The sequence below is a fragment of the Pseudomonas sp. GW821-FHT09C08 genome, from assembly GCF_059418125.1.
On sequence record NZ_JBWKPG010000009.1, the window covers coordinates 38,788 to 57,491 of the forward strand.

The 18,704-nt window shown below is 61.3% G+C and carries 15 protein-coding genes and 2 tRNA genes; 6 read left to right on the top strand and 11 right to left on the bottom strand.

Annotation, left to right across the window (positions count from 1 at the left end; genetic code table 11):
* Positions 1-40: 40 nt before the first annotated feature.
* Positions 41-262 (bottom strand): hypothetical protein, encoded by a 222-nt coding sequence (locus AC07OJ_RS25915; RefSeq protein ID WP_106802707.1) that lies wholly within the window; start codon positions 260-262, stop codon positions 41-43.
* 312 nt (positions 263-574) lie between these two features.
* On the opposite strand from AC07OJ_RS25915, the gene AC07OJ_RS25920 reads away from it, so the two are divergent.
* Entirely contained in the window at positions 575-859 is a 285-nt protein-coding gene (locus tag AC07OJ_RS25920; protein WP_065908708.1) for a DUF3509 domain-containing protein, read from the top strand.
* 171 nt (positions 860-1,030) lie between these two features.
* Here the strand turns inward: AC07OJ_RS25920 and AC07OJ_RS25925 are convergent, their stop codons facing one another.
* On the bottom strand, positions 1,031-1,915 hold the full coding sequence (locus AC07OJ_RS25925; RefSeq protein ID WP_495095462.1) for a TIGR02285 family protein: 885 nt from the start codon (positions 1,913-1,915) through the stop codon (positions 1,031-1,033).
* Complete coding sequence (locus tag AC07OJ_RS25930) at positions 1,915-3,114, bottom strand: CaiB/BaiF CoA transferase family protein (protein WP_065908710.1); 1,200 nt, start codon at positions 3,112-3,114, stop codon at positions 1,915-1,917. Before AC07OJ_RS25930 ends, AC07OJ_RS25925 begins: the two co-directional genes overlap by 1 nt.
* Positions 3,115-3,262: 148 nt before the next feature.
* On the opposite strand from AC07OJ_RS25930, the gene AC07OJ_RS25935 reads away from it, so the two are divergent.
* Positions 3,263-3,805: a YaeQ family protein gene (locus tag AC07OJ_RS25935; RefSeq protein ID WP_065908711.1), complete on the top strand. Its 543-nt coding sequence runs from the start codon at positions 3,263-3,265 to the stop codon at positions 3,803-3,805.
* 205 nt (positions 3,806-4,010) lie between these two features.
* Entirely contained in the window at positions 4,011-5,720 is a 1,710-nt protein-coding gene (gene recJ, locus AC07OJ_RS25940; RefSeq protein WP_065908717.1) for a single-stranded-DNA-specific exonuclease RecJ, read from the top strand.
* Positions 5,721-5,870: 150 nt separating this feature from the next.
* Here recJ and AC07OJ_RS25945 read toward each other — a convergent pair whose 3' ends face one another.
* From AC07OJ_RS25945 to AC07OJ_RS25960, 4 genes are all read right to left on the bottom strand, one after another.
* Entirely contained in the window at positions 5,871-7,157 is a 1,287-nt protein-coding gene (locus AC07OJ_RS25945) for a virulence factor family protein (protein ID WP_065908719.1), read from the bottom strand.
* Positions 7,157-9,799, bottom strand: coding sequence for a bifunctional lysylphosphatidylglycerol flippase/synthetase MprF (gene mprF, locus AC07OJ_RS25950; RefSeq protein WP_065908721.1), 2,643 nt, complete (start codon positions 9,797-9,799; stop codon positions 7,157-7,159). Before mprF ends, AC07OJ_RS25945 begins: the two co-directional genes overlap by 1 nt.
* A 278-nt stretch (positions 9,800-10,077) precedes the next feature.
* A tRNA-Met gene (locus AC07OJ_RS25955) sits at positions 10,078-10,154 on the bottom strand.
* A gap of 243 nt (positions 10,155-10,397) precedes the next feature.
* Positions 10,398-10,474: transfer RNA gene (locus tag AC07OJ_RS25960), tRNA-Met, on the bottom strand.
* A 279-nt stretch (positions 10,475-10,753) separates the two neighbouring features.
* On the opposite strand from AC07OJ_RS25960, the gene dinB reads away from it, so the two are divergent.
* Positions 10,754-11,815 carry a DNA polymerase IV gene (gene dinB, locus AC07OJ_RS25965; protein ID WP_065908723.1) on the top strand — a complete coding sequence of 354 codons (1,062 nt, stop codon included), beginning with the start codon at positions 10,754-10,756 and terminating at the stop codon, positions 11,813-11,815.
* Positions 11,816-11,857: 42 nt separating this feature from the next.
* Here the strand turns inward: dinB and AC07OJ_RS25970 are convergent, their stop codons facing one another.
* The 4 genes from AC07OJ_RS25970 to AC07OJ_RS25985 form a co-directional block, all read right to left on the bottom strand.
* Positions 11,858-12,811, bottom strand: a complete 954-nt coding sequence (locus tag AC07OJ_RS25970; RefSeq protein WP_065908724.1) for a hypothetical protein — start codon at positions 12,809-12,811, stop codon at positions 11,858-11,860.
* Between the two features lie 20 nt (positions 12,812-12,831).
* The gene (locus AC07OJ_RS25975; protein ID WP_213553343.1) at positions 12,832-14,547 is read right to left on the bottom strand and encodes a proline--tRNA ligase; all 1,716 of its coding nucleotides are present in this window, start codon (positions 14,545-14,547) and stop codon (positions 12,832-12,834) included.
* Between the two features lie 207 nt (positions 14,548-14,754).
* The gene (locus AC07OJ_RS25980; RefSeq protein WP_065908726.1) at positions 14,755-16,287 is read right to left on the bottom strand and encodes an AmpG family muropeptide MFS transporter; all 1,533 of its coding nucleotides are present in this window, start codon (positions 16,285-16,287) and stop codon (positions 14,755-14,757) included.
* 43 nt (positions 16,288-16,330) lie between these two features.
* Positions 16,331-16,645, bottom strand: coding sequence for an MGMT family protein (locus AC07OJ_RS25985; RefSeq protein WP_207200899.1), 315 nt, complete (start codon positions 16,643-16,645; stop codon positions 16,331-16,333).
* A 192-nt stretch (positions 16,646-16,837) separates the two neighbouring features.
* Between AC07OJ_RS25985 and AC07OJ_RS25990 the strand changes: the two genes are divergently transcribed.
* Both AC07OJ_RS25990 and AC07OJ_RS25995 read left to right on the top strand, forming a co-directional pair.
* Positions 16,838-17,845, top strand: coding sequence for a DUF481 domain-containing protein (locus AC07OJ_RS25990; RefSeq protein ID WP_065908728.1), 1,008 nt, complete (start codon positions 16,838-16,840; stop codon positions 17,843-17,845).
* A gap of 106 nt (positions 17,846-17,951) precedes the next feature.
* A complete protein-coding gene (locus tag AC07OJ_RS25995; protein WP_065908730.1) occupies positions 17,952-18,683 on the top strand; it encodes a HugZ family pyridoxamine 5'-phosphate oxidase in 732 nt (243 codons plus the stop codon).
* Positions 18,684-18,704 lie beyond the last annotated feature (21 nt).

Genomic DNA, 18,704 nt, shown 5'->3' on the forward strand with positions numbered 1-18,704 from the left:
GTCAGCGGCGTTTTTTATGGCAGGCCCGACAGCGTGCTGGCTATATAAGTAATTTAATCGCCGCTCCGGTGATCGACGCGATCGTCGCAACGACTGCCATGGCGACACCCATTGGGTACCAGAAAGTCTCGCAGTTTATCTTCAGGGATTCTGATTTGAGCTTGTCTTGCTCAGCCTGCATGCGTGATATTTCGGCATAGATGCGCCGGACATCGGCATGCATTCTCTCCATTGCTGCCTGCTGTTCATTGTTTTCCATCATCGTCTTCATCCTTCGCAATAAGGGCCTTTACATGCGCTTTTACCCGCGTGGCAGAGTGACCAGCGCTCACCGAGTATAGGATTCACCCCCGACCTGCGCGCCCGGCGAACCCCAAAACGGCAGCCCATTGCGTAAGCACTTATGTGCCGCCGTTTTTTCGTTGTCATGTTGCTGGCGCATGCTGGTCCTCGTCACTCCCTGACGGCCCCATAAAGACGAAAAAGCGAACTTTCCTACGTCACAACCAGTCACTTAGGATAGATGCAGCTCCCGTTGAAACGATTGTTCCCGAACTATTGAGTGGTGATCGAGATGGAAAGTATCAGCCTATTGCTCGAAGAAGCACTGAGCCCTTATCTGGTTACGCTGACCACCTCTGGCGTGCAGGGCGAATGCCTGGTGACGGTGAAAAACCCTGCTGGCGCGATTGTGGTCGAGCGTGAAGTCGACCAGGCGCAATTGATGGATAAACGCGTGCTGGTGGATGTTGTGGATTGCCTGCTGCGCGACCTCAAGATCGCCGAAGGGCGTCTGGAGCCCTCGGTTATCGCGGCCTTGCGCAATGCTGCCCAGACCCGCAGCGCTGCTGTCGCATGAAGAATTGTTTATACGCGGAAACTTCCGACTGCAGGGCCTGTCAGATTTTGTAACAGCAAGAGCAAACATTGTGCTCCGGTGTTTGTGTCTTGTTGTACTGGTCTTTGTAAGGCCACGTTTAACCCCGAAGTGTCTCCCCACTCTTCGGGGTTTCTTTTTGCCCGCGATTTGTCACGGCACGGGTGAATCCTGGAAAAACCGTGGGTTGTCGCGCAGGTACTGCTCGCGCATGAGCGGATCCAGCCACGCGGCGTAGGACTGCTGCACGCGTTCCTGAGGGATGTCGAGCAGCACCTGATCGATCCGTTCGATGGCCTGGCGCCCCTGGGGCGTATCCGAGCACGCGATATGCGTACGTTGGTAGGGCGCTGTGCCTTTGATCGGATAGAAACTCAGGTCGTTGGACGCAATCCCCTGTTGCAGTGCGTGATAGCGGATTTCCGGCCAATAACCCAATACCGCCTCCAACCGTCCGAGGCGCTGCATTTGCAACAAGCTGCCGAGGGCGTCGTTGCCGTAGTGGAGGGCGAGTTTGTGCGCGTCGACGTGTTTGAGTTGCTCATCGATGACTGGCCCGTAGCTGCGCTCCGCCGTGGCGCCCACCCGCGTCCTGTGAGCATCGAGAAATGCTTGCAGGTCGAACTGGCCGTCTACGATAAACGACGCCATGGCGTCCTGCTGGCTGCGCCGGATCGTCACGCCGTTGCTGGGCACTGCAAACGCCTGGCGAGAAAACACCACGTACTTGGCCCGCTCCGGTGTCCACAGCAACGAGGGGTCACAGGTGAACGAGGGTTCGCGCAACATTTGCGTGCCGCGCGCGCGGTTGACGTGCAGCACCTGGTGACGATACTCCGGCAGACGCACGGCCAGGATTGGCAGCAACTGGTCCAATGCGCCCTGGCCTTTGCTCGGTCCTTCGAAAATGGTCAGCGGCGGCAAATCGCGCAGCAGCCAGATCAGCGTGTCTTCGGCCCGCGCTGACGAGAGCCAGCCGCCGGCCATCAGGGTGGCGACGCCCAGTTTCAAGAGCCAGCGTTTGCACCGGGACGCCATTAGATTGCGCCTTCCTCACGCAAGCGGACGATGGCAGCGGCGTCGTATCCCAACTCACCCAGCACTACGCCGTTGTGTTCGCCCAACTGTGGCCCTACCCATTCGCAACTGCCCGGCGTGTCCGACAGCTTGGGCACGATCCCGGGCATCTTGAAGTCCTTGCCGCCCGGGAGCTGGGCCTTGAGGAACATCTCCCGGGCCAGGAATTGCGGGTCGCCGAGCATGTCTTCGGCACTGTAGATACGGCTGGCGGGTACCTCGGCCTGATTCAACTGCTCCACCACCTGCTCCAGGGGCAGCGCGTTGACCCAGCGGTCGATCACGCCATACAGCTCGTCGCGGCGGCTGTCCCGCCCGTCGTTGCTGGCAAGTGCAGGATCGTTGGCCAGGTCTTCGCGACCGATGGCCGACATGAAGCGCTTGAAGATCGCATCGCCGTTGGCGCCAATCTGCACGTGCTTGCCGTCCGCGCTGGTGTGGATCGACGATGGGGTGATGCCGGGCATGATGTTGCCGGTACGTTCGCGAATAAAGCCGAACACGTCGAACTCGGGGATCATGCTTTCCATCATCGCGAAGATGGCTTCGTACAGCGCCACGTCGACCACCTGGCCCAGGCCGCCGTTGACTTCGCGATGACGCAGCGCCATCAGCGCTCCGATCACGGCCCACAGCGCAGCGATGGAGTCGCCGATGGAGATCCCGGTGCGCACCGGTGGGCGGTCCTCGAAACCGGTGATGTAGCGCAGCCCGCCCATGGATTCGCCCACCGCGCCGAAACCCGGCTGGTCCTTCATCGGTCCGGTCTGGCCAAAGCCCGAGAGACGCACCATGACCAGCTTGGGGTTGAGCGCATGCAGGGTTTCCCAGCCCAGGCCGAGTTTTTCCAGCACGCCGGGGCGAAAATTCTCGATCAGGATGTCGGCATCGGCCAGCAGCTGCTTCAGGATCGCCAGGCCGTCCGGGTGCTTGAGGTTCAGCGTCAGCGACTTCTTGTTGCGCGCCTGCACAAACCACCACAGCGACGTGCCTTCATACAGCTTGCGCCACTTGCGCAGCGGGTCGCCGCCATCCGGCGATTCCACCTTGATCACCTCGGCACCGAATTCGGCGCAGATGCGTGAGGCGAACGGGCCGGCGATCAGGGTGCCGAGTTCGATGACTTTCAGGCCGGCAAGCGGTTTGGCATTAAACGACATGAGGATCCTTTTCTGCGCGGGGCGGTGGTGTGAAGCCTTTTAACATAGGCGAGCGGCCCAGGGATAAGGATGATGCAGCGCAGGATTCGTTGAATGGCCTCGCCATCGGTTAGACTGGCCGCCTTTTCCTGTCTCTAGAAGTCCGTTCATGGCCCAGCCGTCCACGACCTACAAATTCGAACTCAACCTCACCGACCTCGACCGCTCGGTGTACGAGAGCGTCAAGCAGACCATCGCCCGCCATCCTTCGGAAACCGAAGAGCGCATGACCGTGCGTCTGCTGGCCTACGCCCTCTGGTACAACGAGCAGTTGTCGTTCGGGCGTGGCCTGTCAGATGTAGACGAGCCAGCCCTGTGGGAAAAAAGCCTGGATGACCGGGTCCTGCACTGGATCGAAGTCGGCCAGCCGGATGCCGACCGCCTGACCTGGTGCTCGCGTCGCACCGAGCGCACCAGCCTGCTGGCCTACGGCAGCTTGCGTGTGTGGGAAGGCAAAGTGGTGCCCGTGGCCAACAACCTCAAGAACGTGCACATCGCTGCGGTGCCGCAGGACGTCCTCGAGACCCTGGCCAAGGACATGCCGCGCGTGATCAAGTGGGACGTGATGATCAGCGAAGGCACGATCTTCGTGACCGATGATCGCGGCCAGCATGAAGTGCAGCTGCAGTGGCTGGTCGGCGAGCGCGGCTGAACCTGTGGGCGCTGGGTTGTGTGAGAGCGGGCTTGCTCGCGAATGCATCACCTCGGTATAGCTGAAAGACCGAGGTGCCTGCATCGCAGGCAAGCCAGCTCCCACATATGCCAGCTCCCACAGAAGCCGGCTCCTACAGTTGATCCATGTTGCTTTCAGCATTGTTGTTTAACCGTTGTACTAGAAGAGAAGCTTCCGTCACCCCATGCGTATCGATCCTCGCCCGTTGCCTGCTGTCCTGCCGTTTCTCGGTGAATTGCCACCGCTGTTGACGCGTCTCTACGCCGCGCGCGGGGTGCAGTCCGAGGCTGAACTGGACAAAAGCCTGGCGCGGTTGATTCCCTACCAGCAACTCAAGGGCATCGACGCGGCAGTGGACCTGCTGGTGACCGCATTGGAGCAGCGCCAGCGCATCCTGATCGTGGGCGACTTCGACGCCGATGGCGCCACCGCCAGCACCGTGGGCACCCTTGGCTTGCGTCTGCTCGGGGCGGCGCATGTCGACTACCTGGTGCCCAACCGGTTTGAATATGGCTATGGCCTGACCCCGGAAATCGTCGCGGTGGCCCTGCAGCGGGAGCCGCAGTTGCTGATCACCGTGGACAACGGCATCTCCAGCGTCGAAGGTGTGGCGGCGGCGAAGGCGGCGGGGTTGCAGGTACTGGTCACCGACCACCACTTGCCGGGGGATGAATTGCCGGCGGCGGACGCCATCGTCAACCCGAACCAGCCGGGCTGCGAGTTCCCGAGCAAGGCATTGGCCGGCGTGGGCGTGATCTTCTATGTGCTGATGGCCCTGCGCGCGCGTTTGCGCAGCCTGGGCTGGTACGACAACAAGCCCCAGCCGAACATCGGCGAACTTCTCGACCTGGTGGCCCTGGGCAGCGTGGCCGACGTGGTGCCCCTGGATGCCAACAACCGCATCCTCGTGCATCAGGGCCTGGAGCGTATTCGCGCCGGTCGCGCGCGGCCGGGGATCAAGGCGATCCTTGAAGTGGCCAAGCGCGATGCTGCGCGGATTACCTCCACCGACCTCGGCTTTATCCTCGGGCCACGCCTGAACGCCGCCGGACGCCTGGATGACATGAGCCTGGGCATCGAATGCCTGCTCACCACTGATTTCGCGGCGGCGCGGGAAATGGCCGCGCAATTGGACGGCATGAACCAGGACCGCAAATCCATCGAACAAGGCATGCAGCGCGAGGCCCTGGCCCAGCTCAAGGACCTGCCGGTGGAGTCGATGCCCTATGGGTTGTGCCTGTTCGACCCGGAGTGGCACCAGGGCGTGATCGGGATTCTGGCGTCGCGCATGAAGGAGCGTTACTTCCGCCCGACCATCGCCTTCGCCGACGCCGGTGATGGCCTGCTCAAGGGCTCTGGGCGCTCGGTGCCGGGTTTCCACATCCGTGATGCCCTGGCGGTGGTCGCAAGCCAGCATCCCAACCTGATCGCCAAATACGGCGGTCACGCCATGGCGGCGGGTCTGACATTGCCCGAGGCGAATTTCCCACTGTTTGCCGAAGCCTTTGATGCTGAAGTGCGTCGGCAACTGCGCGAAGAAGACCTTACCGGGCGCCTGCTGTCCGACGGCACCCTGGCGGTTGAAGAGTTTCACCTCGAACTGGCGCGCGCCTTGCGGCATGCCGGGCCGTGGGGGCAGCACTTTCCCGAGCCGTTGTTCCATGGGGTGTTTCAGCTGGTAGAACAGCGCGTGGTGGGGGAGCGGCACCTGAAGGTGGTGCTCAAGAGCGAATGCGGCTCGGTGAAGCTCGATGGCATTGCGTTTGGGGTGGACCGTGAGGTCTGGCCGAACCCGACAGTGCGTTGGGTGGAATTGGCCTACAAGCTGGACGTGAACGAGTTCCGTGGGCAGGAAACCGTGCAGTTGATGATCGCGCATATAGAACCGCGCTAGCGTTCGCCCACACTGCAAAGCAAATGTGGGCGCTGGCTTGCCTGCGAATAGCATCACCCTGATGTGTCCGTCACATCGCGGCGCCCCTATCGCAGGCAAGCCAGCTCCCACATAAACCCGCCGACATTGGGGCCTGAGTACAGCCTGAAGCTACTCGGTTTTGTCCTTGGCCTGGTGCTTCACAATGATGTCCACCAAGCGCTGAGCCAGCGCCGGGTAGTTCTCATCGAAGTGATGCCCACCGGGCAGTTTCACCGCCTCGCCCACCGCAGTCTTGTCGGTGCAGCCGCTCTCGTCGACTTCTTCGGCGCCGTAGATGCACACCACTTTATCCGCCGGCAGCTTGGCCATTTCCGGGCCGGTCGCGGCTTCTTTGCCGGCATTGCCCAGCCAGCCTTCCACTTCGATTTCAAAGCTGCCCGTACGGGCGAACGCCAGCAGGATGATTGCGTCCACACGCTGCTGCTCGTTTTCCGGCAGGCGGTTGTAGATTGCCGGCAGCACGTCGGCGCCGAACGAGTAACCGGTCAGCACGAAGCGCTTGGTGCCCCACTTCTGACGGTAGTGCTGCATCAGCTCGGTGAGGTCCTTGGCGCTTTGTTCCGGGGTCTTGTGCTGCCAGTAGTAGCGCAGGGTGTCGATGCCCACCACCGGGTAGCCGATCTTGGCCATTTCGCCGGCCACATCGCGGTCCAGGTCACGCCAGCCGCCGTCACCGGAGAGGAACAGCGTCACTGTGTCCTTGGCCTGGCCCGCTGGTACTTCCACCACGGGAATCGCCAGGCCGCCGTTGTCCGAACCTACCAACTGCTTGCGCAACTCGTTGTTCAGCACTTGCGGGTAATGGATGTCGTAGTCGCTGATGCTGGTAGTGGCGCGCGGTGTGTCGCGTACGAAACTGGCCGCATCGTCGTCAGGGTTGTCGTTCCAGGCCACCAGCCAACTGCCGTGTGCGGACGTTTTCGGCAGGGGGTCCTTGCAGCCTTCCTGGGTCATGGCGAAGCCGACGGAGATGGCGTTGGCCTTGTCGTCGTTCTGTGCCGCCAGCCAGCGCCAGGCCAGGCTGGCACCCGGGCCGATCCCGCTGACCAGGGTCGCCGGACCCTTGAGCTGCGCCAGGGCGCCTTGCAGCGCTTGTTCCTGCAGCGTGCAGTCATCCTTGGGCAGGATTACCTGGACGATCTGCGCCTTGCCGCCCTGGCTCAGGGCGATCAGTTGGCTGTCGGTCAGGGTTGAATCGGCCAGCACCGCCACGGCCACACGGGCCTTTGCCGTGCCGGCGGGGGTTACGCGGGTCATGACCGAACCGTCGGCCTGGGGCAGTTGCTCCAGGGTCGGCTGTGGGGCAGGGCGGTTCCAGTACCAATAGCCACCACCCAGGATCAGGGCGAGCAGCACAACAAAGGCCAATACATACCGCCAGGAGCGTCGAATCATCAGCGTTTCACCAATCCAGTCAAGCCGCCCGCGATCAGGGCGGCGGTATCGGCCAGTGCCACCAGCGGATCGAGTCCTGCGGGCACGGCCATATAACGGGGTTCCCAGTCAGGCTGGAACTTGTCTTTGAAGCGGCGCAAGCCTTGGAAGTTATACAGTTGCTCGCCGCGGCGGAACACCATCGAGCCCAATCGTTGGGTCAGCGGGGCGCCCCGGCGCGGTTGCAGGCCCGACAACGGCACCATGCCGAGGCTGAAGCGGGCGTAGCCGTGACTCTTATAATGTTGAATCAGGCCGACCATCATGAACTCCATGGTCAGCTTGGGCGCGTCCGGGTGGGCGCGCATCAGGTCGAGACTGGCCAGGTCGTGGTTGTAGGTCTCGAGCAGGTTGGCGAAGGCTACCGGGCGCCCTTCGAAGCGAATGATCGCGATGCGAAAGTGCTTGAGATAGTCGTCGCTGAAGCGTCCCAGGGAAAAGCCTTTTTCCCGCACGTTCTTGCCGGTCAGCCAGGCATCGGAGATGACCTTGAGTTCATCCATGGGGGCCGTGCCGGGTTCATGGATCTCCAGGGACAGGCCGTCACGGCTGCCACGGTTCCAGGTGTAGCGCAGGTCCTTCATCTCTTTGCCCTTGGCTTCCAGGTCAAAGCGCTTGAGGTCGACACGCGCCTCTTCACCCAGCTTGATCGCGGTCAGGCCGATGTCCATGTAGTACGGCAGGTTCTCGGCGCGGACCTGGTAGAACACCGGGCGCGCGTGGTGGATGTCGCACAGGTCGCGGAACTGCCAGATCATTTCGGCGCGCGGCTGGGTCGGGCCGATCGGGTCGTACAGGGCCACCAGGCTGCGCCCGCGACGGGCATACATCAGGAAAGCCTCGTCGTTGGGGTGAAACAGCAGCGCCTTGTCACCGGTCAGCGCCAGGCCGCCGTCGGGCTGCGAGGAGGCCATCAGGATCTTGGTGGCACGCTCCAGCTCGTCAGGGGTCGGCAGGTGGATCACCGGGCGCGCGGTGCGCAGCAGCCAGGTCAACGATACGATCACCAGCAGGACAGCGGCGCCGAGCAGCGAACGCAGGCCGCGCGGGGCGTTGGCATCCAGAGTGAACTGCCACCACAGTTGGTGGCTGTAAGGCACATCCTGATAGGCAAACAGCAGCAGCCAGATCGAGGCCCCCAGCACGCAGACGCTGGCCACCAGGTACAGCGGCGAGAACGGCAGTTCGGTCAGGCGGCTGGCGCGGTAGAACGAGCGCCGGAAGATCGCCAGCAGCACCGCCGTCATGATCATCAAGCTGGCTTCTTCCCAGTCGAAGCCTTTGAGCAGCGAGAGCAGGGCGCCCGTCAGCAGCAGCACCATGGTCAGCATCCAGGCGGCTGACAAGCGACGACGCAAGCCTTGGGCGAGCAGCAGGCACAGCACGCCGATCAGGCTGGCACCAAAGTGTGAGGCATCAATCAGGCGATGAGGAATCAGGAAGCCGATGTTTTCCAGGCGTGAGTCGATTTCCGGCGTGGCGCCGGAAAACAGCAGGACCACGCCGGACAAAAAAACCAGTACGGCCAGTACCGGTGCCGCCAGGCCCGAGGCCACCCGCAGGCTTTGTTGCGTCTGGAACAGGCGCTGCGCTTCATTGACCAGCAGGAACACGCAGGCGATCAGCAACGGCAGCACCACATAGATCATGCGATACAGCAGCAGTGCGGCAGCCAATGGCGCGGCGCCCAGCTTGTCGGCAAAGGCCGCGAGCAGGATCGCTTCGAACACCCCCACGCCACCCGGTACATGGCTGAGCACGCCGGCAGCCAGGGCCAGCAGGTACACCAGCAGGAAGGGCCCGAAGGGCGGTGCTTCCGGCAACAGCATATAAAGGACGGTGGCAGCAGCGGCCACATCCAGTGCGGTAATGATCAGTTGCAGGAAGGTCAGGCGCCGGCCAGGCAGGCGCAGGGTGCGACGGCCGGCTTTCACCAGCAGGTTGTCCGGGTACGGCTGTTCCGGCAGGCGGCGGCGATAAATGCCGATGCACAGCACGGCCGACAGCAGCAGCACGGCGCCGGCAATGCCGCCGAGCAGGGTTTGCGGCAGGTGCAGATAGGTCGACGCGGCCGGCAGGTTACTCAAGGTGGCCAATGCCGCCAACGGTGGCAAGGCGCAGCCCAGCGCCAGGCTGGCGAACACGGTCATGTGGGCGACTTCCGACGCGCCGATGCCATGACGTGCATATAAACGGTAGCGCACCGAACCGCCCGAGAGCATCGACAGGCCGATGGCGTTGCCGATGGCAAACGCAGTGAAGCCGCCCAGGGCCAGGGTCTTGGCGGGCAGTTTCACCCCGGCGTAGCGCGCGCCGGAAAACTCATAGCCCAACAGAATGATGAAACCCACGACGGCCGCTGCAAATGCGCCGAGCAATGCGGGCCTGGGCACTTCCAGGATCGAATCGTGGAGGGCGTAGAGGTCCAGCTCCAGCAGCAAGTGTCGGCAGGCGATCAAGGCAATTGCGAACAGCAACAGGGTGACAGCCAACCCGATGGGTTGCCGGTATTTGCTCAACAGATCCAGCCAGCGCAAACGGGTGGGAGCGATCGGTTGTTCTGCTGTGACGGTGTCTTGTGGTTCAGACGAGTTGGCGCGCATCAATCACCTCGTGGATTGTGCGCGACAGGATGGAGGTATCCAGCCAAGTTACCAATCCCTATGGACAAAATAATTACAAATATTAACGCGTATCACCGGGTGGGGCGACTGCGGCCATTGGTCGTAGAGGGTAGTACTTGCGTCTTAGCATAGCTTGCAATGAGATGGACTCTACAAACCGTGTACGGTTTCATGAAAGATGCCATGCCATTGTTTCAGAAGAACTTTTTCACCGGATACAAAAAAGGCCACTCTTTCGAGTAGCCTTTTTTGATGTTTGGTTGCGGGAGCCGGATTTGAACCGACGACCTTCGGGTTATGAGCCCGACGAGCTACCAGACTGCTCCATCCCGCGTCTGTGGGCGGCATTCTACAGCCCAACGGCGAGGTGTCAACCGTTAATGGGCCGACGGGTCAAATAAGTGTGAATCAGCCGCTCAAGCCACCTAAGTTCGCGATAGAAAACGAATTTTATGGCGAGCAGGCTTGACCTGCGTCGGACTGCCAAGCCGTTCGTGGTGAAGCGCATTTGATCGCAGGCATGAAAAACTGACGCGCACAAAAAAGGCCACTCTTTCGAGTAGCCTTTCTTGATGTTTGGTTGCGGGAGCCGGATTTGAACCGACGACCTTCGGGTTATGAGCCCGACGAGCTACCAGACTGCTCCATCCCGCGTCTGTGTGTCGGCATTCTACAGAGGAACGCCAGTGTGTCAACCTGTGAATCGAAGAAAAGCGCTTGTGGTTCAATCGGTTAGCTCTCCATTCAGGCCGGCAGGGTCGCTCCGGGCCAGTCTGGCCGAGGGTTTCAGCTCTATCGGCAGGCGAAATTCGATTGAGAAAATAAATTCATCTGGGAAATTTCCTACCGCTTAAGCGGAAGATTCAAACTACTGGTGCTATATACAGGGGTGAGTGCGATACTGGCCATCCGTTGAATCAACCCTCTGTTTATATGACGCAACGCAAAATCATCCACGTCGACTGTGATTGCTTCTACGCCGCCATCGAGATGCGCGATGACCCGAGCCTGGCGCAAAAGCCCCTGGCCGTCGGCGGCTCGGCAGACCGGCGTGGGGTGATCGCTACCTGCAACTACGAGGCGCGGGCCTACGGCGTGCGCTCGGCCATGTCGTCCCGCCATGCCTTGAAGCTGTGCCCGGACCTGACCATCGTCAAGCCGCGCATGGAGGCCTATAAAGAAGCCTCGAAGGAAATCCAGACGATCTTTCGTGACTACACCGACCTGATCGAGCCGTTGTCGCTGGACGAGGCCTACCTGGATGTTTCCGAATGCCCTCACTTCGGCGGCAGCGCCACGCGTATCGCCCAGGATATTCGTCGGCGGGTGTCCAACCAATTGCACATCACCGTGTCTGCCGGCGTGGCACCGAACAAGTTCCTGGCGAAGATTGCCAGCGATTGGAAAAAGCCCAACGGCCTGTTTGTGATTACCCCGGACCAGGTCGAAGATTTTGTCTCGCAATTGCCGGTGAGCAAGCTGCATGGCGTGGGCAAGGTCACCGCCGACAAGCTGGCGCGCCTGGGTATCGAAGACTGCCTGCAGTTGCGTGACTGGAACAAGCTGGCGTTGGTGCGCGAATTCGGCAGTTTTGGCGAGCGACTGTGGAGCCTGGCCCGTGGGATTGATGATCGCGCGGTGCAGAATGACAGCCGACGGCAATCGATCAGTGTCGAAAACACCTACGATGTGGATCTACCGGACCTTTCAAGCTGCCTGGCGAAACTGCCCGAACTGATGGAAACCCTGACCGGGCGTATGGCGCGCATCGACAGCAGCTACCGGGCGGGCAAGCCATTTGTGAAGGTGAAGTTTCATGACTTTACCCAGACGACCCTGGAGCAGGCCGGGGCAGGGCGGGACCTGGAAAGTTATCAACAGCTGTTGACCCAGGCGTTCAATCGCGGTGCAAAGCCGGTGCGGTTGCTGGGGATTGGCGTGCGGTTGCTGGACCTGAGCGGCGGCAACGAACAGCTCGAACTGTTTACCCGTTAATCCTGCAGGAGACCGGCAAGCCGTTCTCCTACAGGGCGGTGTTCAGCGTGCGCCCGGATCTGCGACGAGTCGCCCCGCATCCTTGGTCAGCGCCTGCAGAAACTCCTGCTGCAACTCCGGATCATTGCGTGTCAGTTCGATCAGGCTTTGTTCCAGTTCGCTGGCTTCTTCTTCCAGGCCCAGCTCCGACAGGCGTTTGACGCGGTGCACCCACTGGCTCACTTCGTCATCTTCCAGGTCGTCGTAGATCAGGCCATGGGCTTCGAGCAACTTGCCGCGCAGGGTGTTGCTGATCGCCAGGGTCGAGTCGGAATGCACGTCGTCCTGGCCATCTTCCACGCTGATCTTCAAGGTCGTGACACGGTTCAGGTCCTGCTCGGCAAACGGGCTGTCCAACAGGTTCAGGCGCAGCACGCCGTTACGGTCGGTGGTCAGCTCATGGATCTGCTTGCCGGCAGTCACTTGTACCGGGCGTTCGCTCCAGGGCAGGCTCGAATACTCCACGCGCTTGTCGCGCTGGACTTCATCGATGCCTGCAAGGTTCTGTTGCGCACGGCCATGGGATTGCACGTTCATGAACGGGTTGAGGCCGTCCACGCCGTAGGTCAGCCAGTCGTGGGTCATGCTGGTCGGCAGGTTGCCGAGGGCGAAGATATTCACCACGTTGGCGCCCGCGCCGGCGACCAGGGCAACCGCGCCCAGGGGCATCTCGTAGAGTTTGCGCCAGGGCTGGTAGGGGGTGTAGCGGTCGTAACGACGGGTGACTTCGAACTCGGTGACCTCGAAGGTCTTCTGCTCGTGAATGCGGACCCGGCGTTGCGGCAGCTCCAGCACTTTGGGTTCGCCGACATCGATCTGCAGGCTATGGTCGAGCAATTTACGCTCGACCCGCTCCTCGTGCTCACTGCGTTGCGACATCTGGTTGGCGCAGCCGCTGACCAGCAGGGCGCCGCACAAGGCGGCGCCCCCCAGGGCTCTGGTGTTTCGCTTGAACATGACTTCTCTTGATCTGGTTTTCAGCGACGAATACGCGCCTGGAGGAAAGACAGCACGTCAGCCACCGGCAACGGTTGGGCTTCGGCTTCGGTCCGGCTTTTGTATTCCAGATTGCCATCGGCCAGGCCGCGGTCACTGACCACGATCCGGTGTGGGATGCCAATCAGTTCCATGTCGGCAAACTTGATGCCCGGGCTGGTTTTCTTGTCGCGGTCATCCAGCAGCACTTCAAAACCGGCGGCGGTCAGTTCGGCATACAGTTTGTCGGTAGCCTCGCGTACTTGCTCGGTTTCGTAGCGCAGCGGTACCAGGGCGATCTGGAAAGGCGCCAGGGCGTCGCTCCAGATGATGCCTTTCTCGTCGTTGTTCTGCTCGATGGCAGCGGCAACCACGCGCGATACGCCAATGCCGTAGCAGCCCATGTCCAGGGTGATCGGCTTGCCGTTCTCGCCCAGCACTTCGCACTTCATCGCCTTGCTGTACTTGTTGCCCAGCTGGAAGATGTGCCCGACTTCGATGCCGCGCTTGATTTCCAGGGTGCCCTTGCCGTCCGGGCTTGGGTCACCGGCGACCACGTTACGCAGGTCGGCCACGGTCGGAACCGGCAGGTCACGCTCCCAGTTCACGCCGAAGTAGTGCTTGTCGTCGATGTTCGCGCCGATACCGAAGTCGCTCATCAGCTCGACCGAGCGGTCGATGATGATCGGCAACGGCAGGTTCAGCGGGCCCAGGGAGCCGGCGCCGGCGCCAATCGCGTCGCGCAGTTCGGCATCGGTGGCCATGACCAGCGGGCTGGCTACGCCAGGTTGCTGGGCTGCCTTGATTTCGTTGAGTTCGTGGTCGCCACGGATCACCAGGGCGATCAGCTTGCCTTCTTCCTCGGCACGCACGATCAGGGTCTTGATGGTCTTTTCAATCGGCAGATTGAATTTTTCCACCAGCGCCGCGATGGTCTTGGTGTCCGGGGTGTCGACCAGGCGCAGCTCTTGCGTCGGTGCAGGGCGCGAAGTTTCGCGTGGCACGGCTTCGGCTTTCTCGATGTTCGCCGCGTAGTCGGAGCCATTGCTGAAGACGATATCGTCTTCGCCCGACTCGGCCAGCACGTGGAATTCGTGGGAGCCGGCGCCGCCGATGGAGCCGTTGTCCGCTTCAACCGGGCGGAACTTCAGGCCCAGGCGCGTGAACACGTTGCAGTAGGCCTGGTGCATGCGGTCGTAGGTGACCTGCAGGGACGCCTGGTCTGCGTGGAACGAATAGGCGTCCTTCATGATGAATTCGCGGCCGCGCATCAAACCGAAGCGTGGGCGGATTTCGTCACGGAATTTGGTCTGGATCTGATACAGGTTCAGCGGCAGCTGCTTGTAGCTGCTCAGCTCGTTGCGCATCAGGTCGGTGATCACTTCTTCGTGGGTCGGGCCGGCGCAGAAGTCGCGGCCATGACGGTCCTTGAAGCGCAGCAACTCAGGACCGTACTCTTCCCAGCGCCCGGATTCCTGCCACAACTCAGCCGGTTGGGTGCTCGGCATCAACACTTCCAGAGAGCCGGCGGCGTTCATTTCTTCACGAACGATGGCTTCGACCTTGCGCATCACCTTCAAGCCCATGGGCAGCCAGGTGTACAGGCCAGAGGCCAGTTTGCGGATCATGCCGGCGCGCAGCATCAGCTGATGGCTGATCACGACCGCGTCGGAAGGCGTTTCTTTCTGTGTGGCGAGCAAATATTGACTGGTACGCATGGTAGGCCGTTGTCGGTTGCTTGGACTTGAAATGACTTGGGATTGTACGGGCGCTTGCTGCTGGAGTACAGGCATCAGGTCGTCGTGAGGCTTCTGTTAAAGCCTTTGTGCAGGCGCTGGCTTGCCTGCGCTGGCATCACCTCGTTGTCACTGTAGACCAAGGTGTGCGCATCGCAGGCAAGCCAGCCCCTGCAGTGACCGGTCGTGTCAGTCCTCGGCCGGAGGATTCAACCGAATCCGCCGATTCTCCTGAAACCAGTGCAGCGCAATCAGGAACAGCGTCGGCACACCCAGCAGGCAGGTGATCAAGAAGAAATTGTGATACCCGAACTTCTCCACCATCACCCCCGAGTACCCACCGATCAGGCGCGGCAGCAACAGCATGATCGAGCTGAGCAGCGCGTACTGCGTGGCGGAGAACTTCAGGTTGGTCAGGCTCGACAGGTACGCCACGAAGGCCGACGTCGCCAGCCCTGAACTGAAGTTGTCCAGGGAGATGGTAAAAATCAACATCTGCAGGTCCGGGCCCATGTCCGCGAGTGCGACGAACAACAGGTTGGTGCCGGCCGACGCCACGCCGCCGATGAACAGGATCGGCAGGATGCCGAAGCGCACAATCAGCAGGCCGCCCATGCCGGCGCCGAGCAGGGTCATGATCAGGCCGAAGATCTTGCTGACCCCGGCGATCTGGTCCTTGGTGAAGCCCTGGTCGATGTAGAACACGTTGGCCATCACGCCCATCACCGTGTCTGACATCCGGTAGGTGGCAATCAGCCCCAGCAGCAGCAAGGCCTGCCAGCGGTAACGCAGGATAAAGTCGTTGACCGGCGTCAGCACCGGCGCCAGGCCACGCCGACCCATGGCCGAGAGGCACAGGGCGGTAAGGGTGATATAGAGGATGGCGCGCAGGAAGGCGCGGTCTTCCATCAGCAGCTCCCACAGGCTCATGCCGTGGAACAGCACGCTGGCAAAGTCGGTGTTGTACAGCTGGGTAAACATCGCGGGCACCGACACCAGCAGCACGATCAGTACGAACACCGACACCAGTTGATGCACGAAGCTGTAGCGCCCGGCCTGCAATTGGGTGCGCAATGGCACATTGGGTTCGCGCATGAACAGGGTGGTCAGCAGCGCCGGGATCATCAGCACGCCGAACAGCACATAGGTGCCGGTCCATGCCGAGTGCTTATAGTTGAAACCGGTGGAACCGAAGCCTTCGGCAAAAAACAGCGCGCCGGCCGTGGCCAGCAGGGCGGCGATCCGGTAGCCGGACATATAGCTGGCAGCGAGGGCGGCCTGGCGGCTGTCGTCGGCGATTTCCAGGCGGTAGGCGTCGACTGCGATGTCTTGCGTCGCCGAGGCAAAGGCCACGATTACCGCAATGGCGATCAGCCAGGACAGGTGTTTCTGAGGGTCGCAGAACCCCATGCCGATCAATCCGAGGATCACCAGCGACTGGGCCAGCACCAGCCAGGAACGACGACGTCCGAGTTTACCGAGCAGCGGCAGGCGCCATTGGTCGAGCAGCGGCGACCACACCCATTTGAAGGCGTATGCCAGGCCGATCAGGCTCGCATAGCCGATGGTCTCGCGGGCCACACCGGCCTCACGCAACCACACCGAAAGCGTCGAGAACACCAACATGTAAGGCAAGCCGGCGGCAAAGCCGAGCAACAACAGGACTAACGTCGAGGGGCTGGCATAGGCGGCGAGCGCGGCGCGCCAGGTTTTACGGGGCATGGGCTGGAGTCTGCCTCAGATTCACGGAAACAAAGCGCGCACTCTAACCGCTGTGCTCTACCGGGCGCCAGCCATGGCGCTGAATATCCACGCGATTGTTGCGGACTGTGATGCCTTCATCGCGCAAACGCGCGCGTTGTTCGTCGCCCGAGGCACTGCCCACGGGCAGACTTATCCGACCGCCGGCACCCAGCACACGATGCCAGGGCAGTTTGGTGTCCTCGGGAAGCTGGCTCAGGGTGCGCCCCACCCAGCGCGCCGCGCGCCCCAGGCCAGCCAAGTGCGCCAACTCGCCGTAACTCACCACGCAACCTGGCGGGACCTGCGCCAATGTCAGGTACAGCGCGGTGCGGCGCATTTCGGCGGGGCTTTGCGGCGTTTCGGCGGTTGGATTCACTGGGGTCTATCCGTAGGGAATGGCGGTCTATCTGTAAGAAACGTCTGAGAACATGGCGATGAGCATGGAACTCAACCTGAATCCTTGAGTCAGTCCTAGCTATCTAACACGATAAGTGCCCCTTTTCGCCAACCTTGAGCCTCTTACTTGCTTATGTTGTCCAGAACCCTGCTGTGCCTCGCTGTTTTCAGCGCCTCCTCGCCCTTGTTGGCCGATACCGTCTGGTTGAAGAACGGTGACCGCCTGACCGGCAAGATCAAGGTCTTCGACGGTGGCAAATTGCTGATCCAGACCGATTACGCAGGCGCCATTCCGGTCGACTGGAAACAGGTGAAAACCCTGGAGAGCGATCAGGAGTTGCTGGTCAAGCAGGATGCCTACACGGGCGAGAAGGCCAAGTCGCTGAAAGCGGCGGACGATGGCAAGGTGGTCCTGGCCAATGGCGAAGCGCCCAAGACCGTCGAGTTGGCGAGCATCCAGCAGATCATCAAGCCCAAGCCTGTGATCGAAGACCTGGTGTGGAAGGGCAATGTCGACTTGGCGCTGGACTACAAGCGTGCCGATAAGGATACCAACGACTACGACGTCGACTTCAAGACCACCGCACGGCATGGCCAATGGCGCCATACCGGGCAGGGCGAATACAACCGCGAGTTCCAGGACGACGTGACCACCACCGACAACTGGGCGCTGGAATACGACCTCGACCGGTTCATCACCGAGCACTGGTTCTGGCAGGGCCGCCTGACCTACAAGCGCGACAAGGTTGAAGACCTGTCCCGTCAACGCACTGTCGGTACCGGCCCGGGCTATCAGTTCTGGGACGACGAATTGGGCGCGTTCTCCCTCGGTTCGCTGGTCAACCGCACCGACTATGAATACGCGGATGGCGGCAAGGACAACTTCTATTCCCTGGCCATGAAGTGGAACTACAACCGCTACCTGGTAGGCAAGACGGTCGAGTTCTTCACCAGCGGCGAGGTGGGCAAGCCGCTGTCCGGGCCGGCCGCCTATTCCCTGGATTCGGAAATAGGCCTGCGCTACAAGGTCACCGAGTGGGCCTCGCTCAACCTCAAGGCCGAGCGCGACATTATCAGCGGCGACTCGGAAAGCAGCCTGAGCAAGACCCGCTACACCGCAGGCTTCGGCGTGGCCTGGTAATCCGGTCGCGTAAAACCCGCTTGGCAACCTTTGCTGATATTGATTACCTTGTGTTGAGATCCATTCCCATATGCTATGGGCGGCCGCATACCCGAGGAGTCATACGTTGAGCACGCACGTTGCCAAGAACGCCCGAGAGCTGTTGCTCAAGGAATACCGTGGGGCTCTCTCCACATTGTCCAAGGCCATGCCCGGTTTTCCCTTCGGTTCGGTCGTGCCCTATTGCCTGGACGAGCAGGGCCGCCCGCTGATCCTGATCAGCCGCATCGCCCAGCACACCCATAACCTGCAAAAAGACCCCAAGTGCTCGCTGCTGGTCGGCGAGCGCGAAGCGGACGATGTGCAGGCAGTGGGGCGCCTGACTTACCTGGCTGAGGCCGAGAAACTCGAAGACGGCGCAGCCATCGAGGCGGCCGCCGAGCGTTATTACCGCTACTTCCCCGATTCGGCCAACTATCACAAGGCCCACGATTTCGACTTCTGGGTGCTCAAGCCGGTGCGCCACCGTTATATAGGTGGCTTTGGCGCGATTCATTGGGTCGACCAGCTGACCCTGGCCAATCCGTTCGCGGGCAAGGCCGAGCGCAGCATGATCGAGCACATGAACAGCGATCACACCAAGGCCATCGCCCACTACGTCGCCCTGACCGGCTTGCCCACCTTCGAGCCTGCGCAATTGGCCGGTATCGACAGCGAAGGCATGCACCTGCGTATTGGCCAATCGCTGCACTGGTTGCCTTTCGCAACGTCTTGCAACACGCCGACACAAGTACGCGAAGCCCTGGTTTCATTGGCCCATGCCGAGGTCTGGCCGAAAAAAGCCAGCGCTGACGCTTGAATTCACGAAATGGCGACGTCA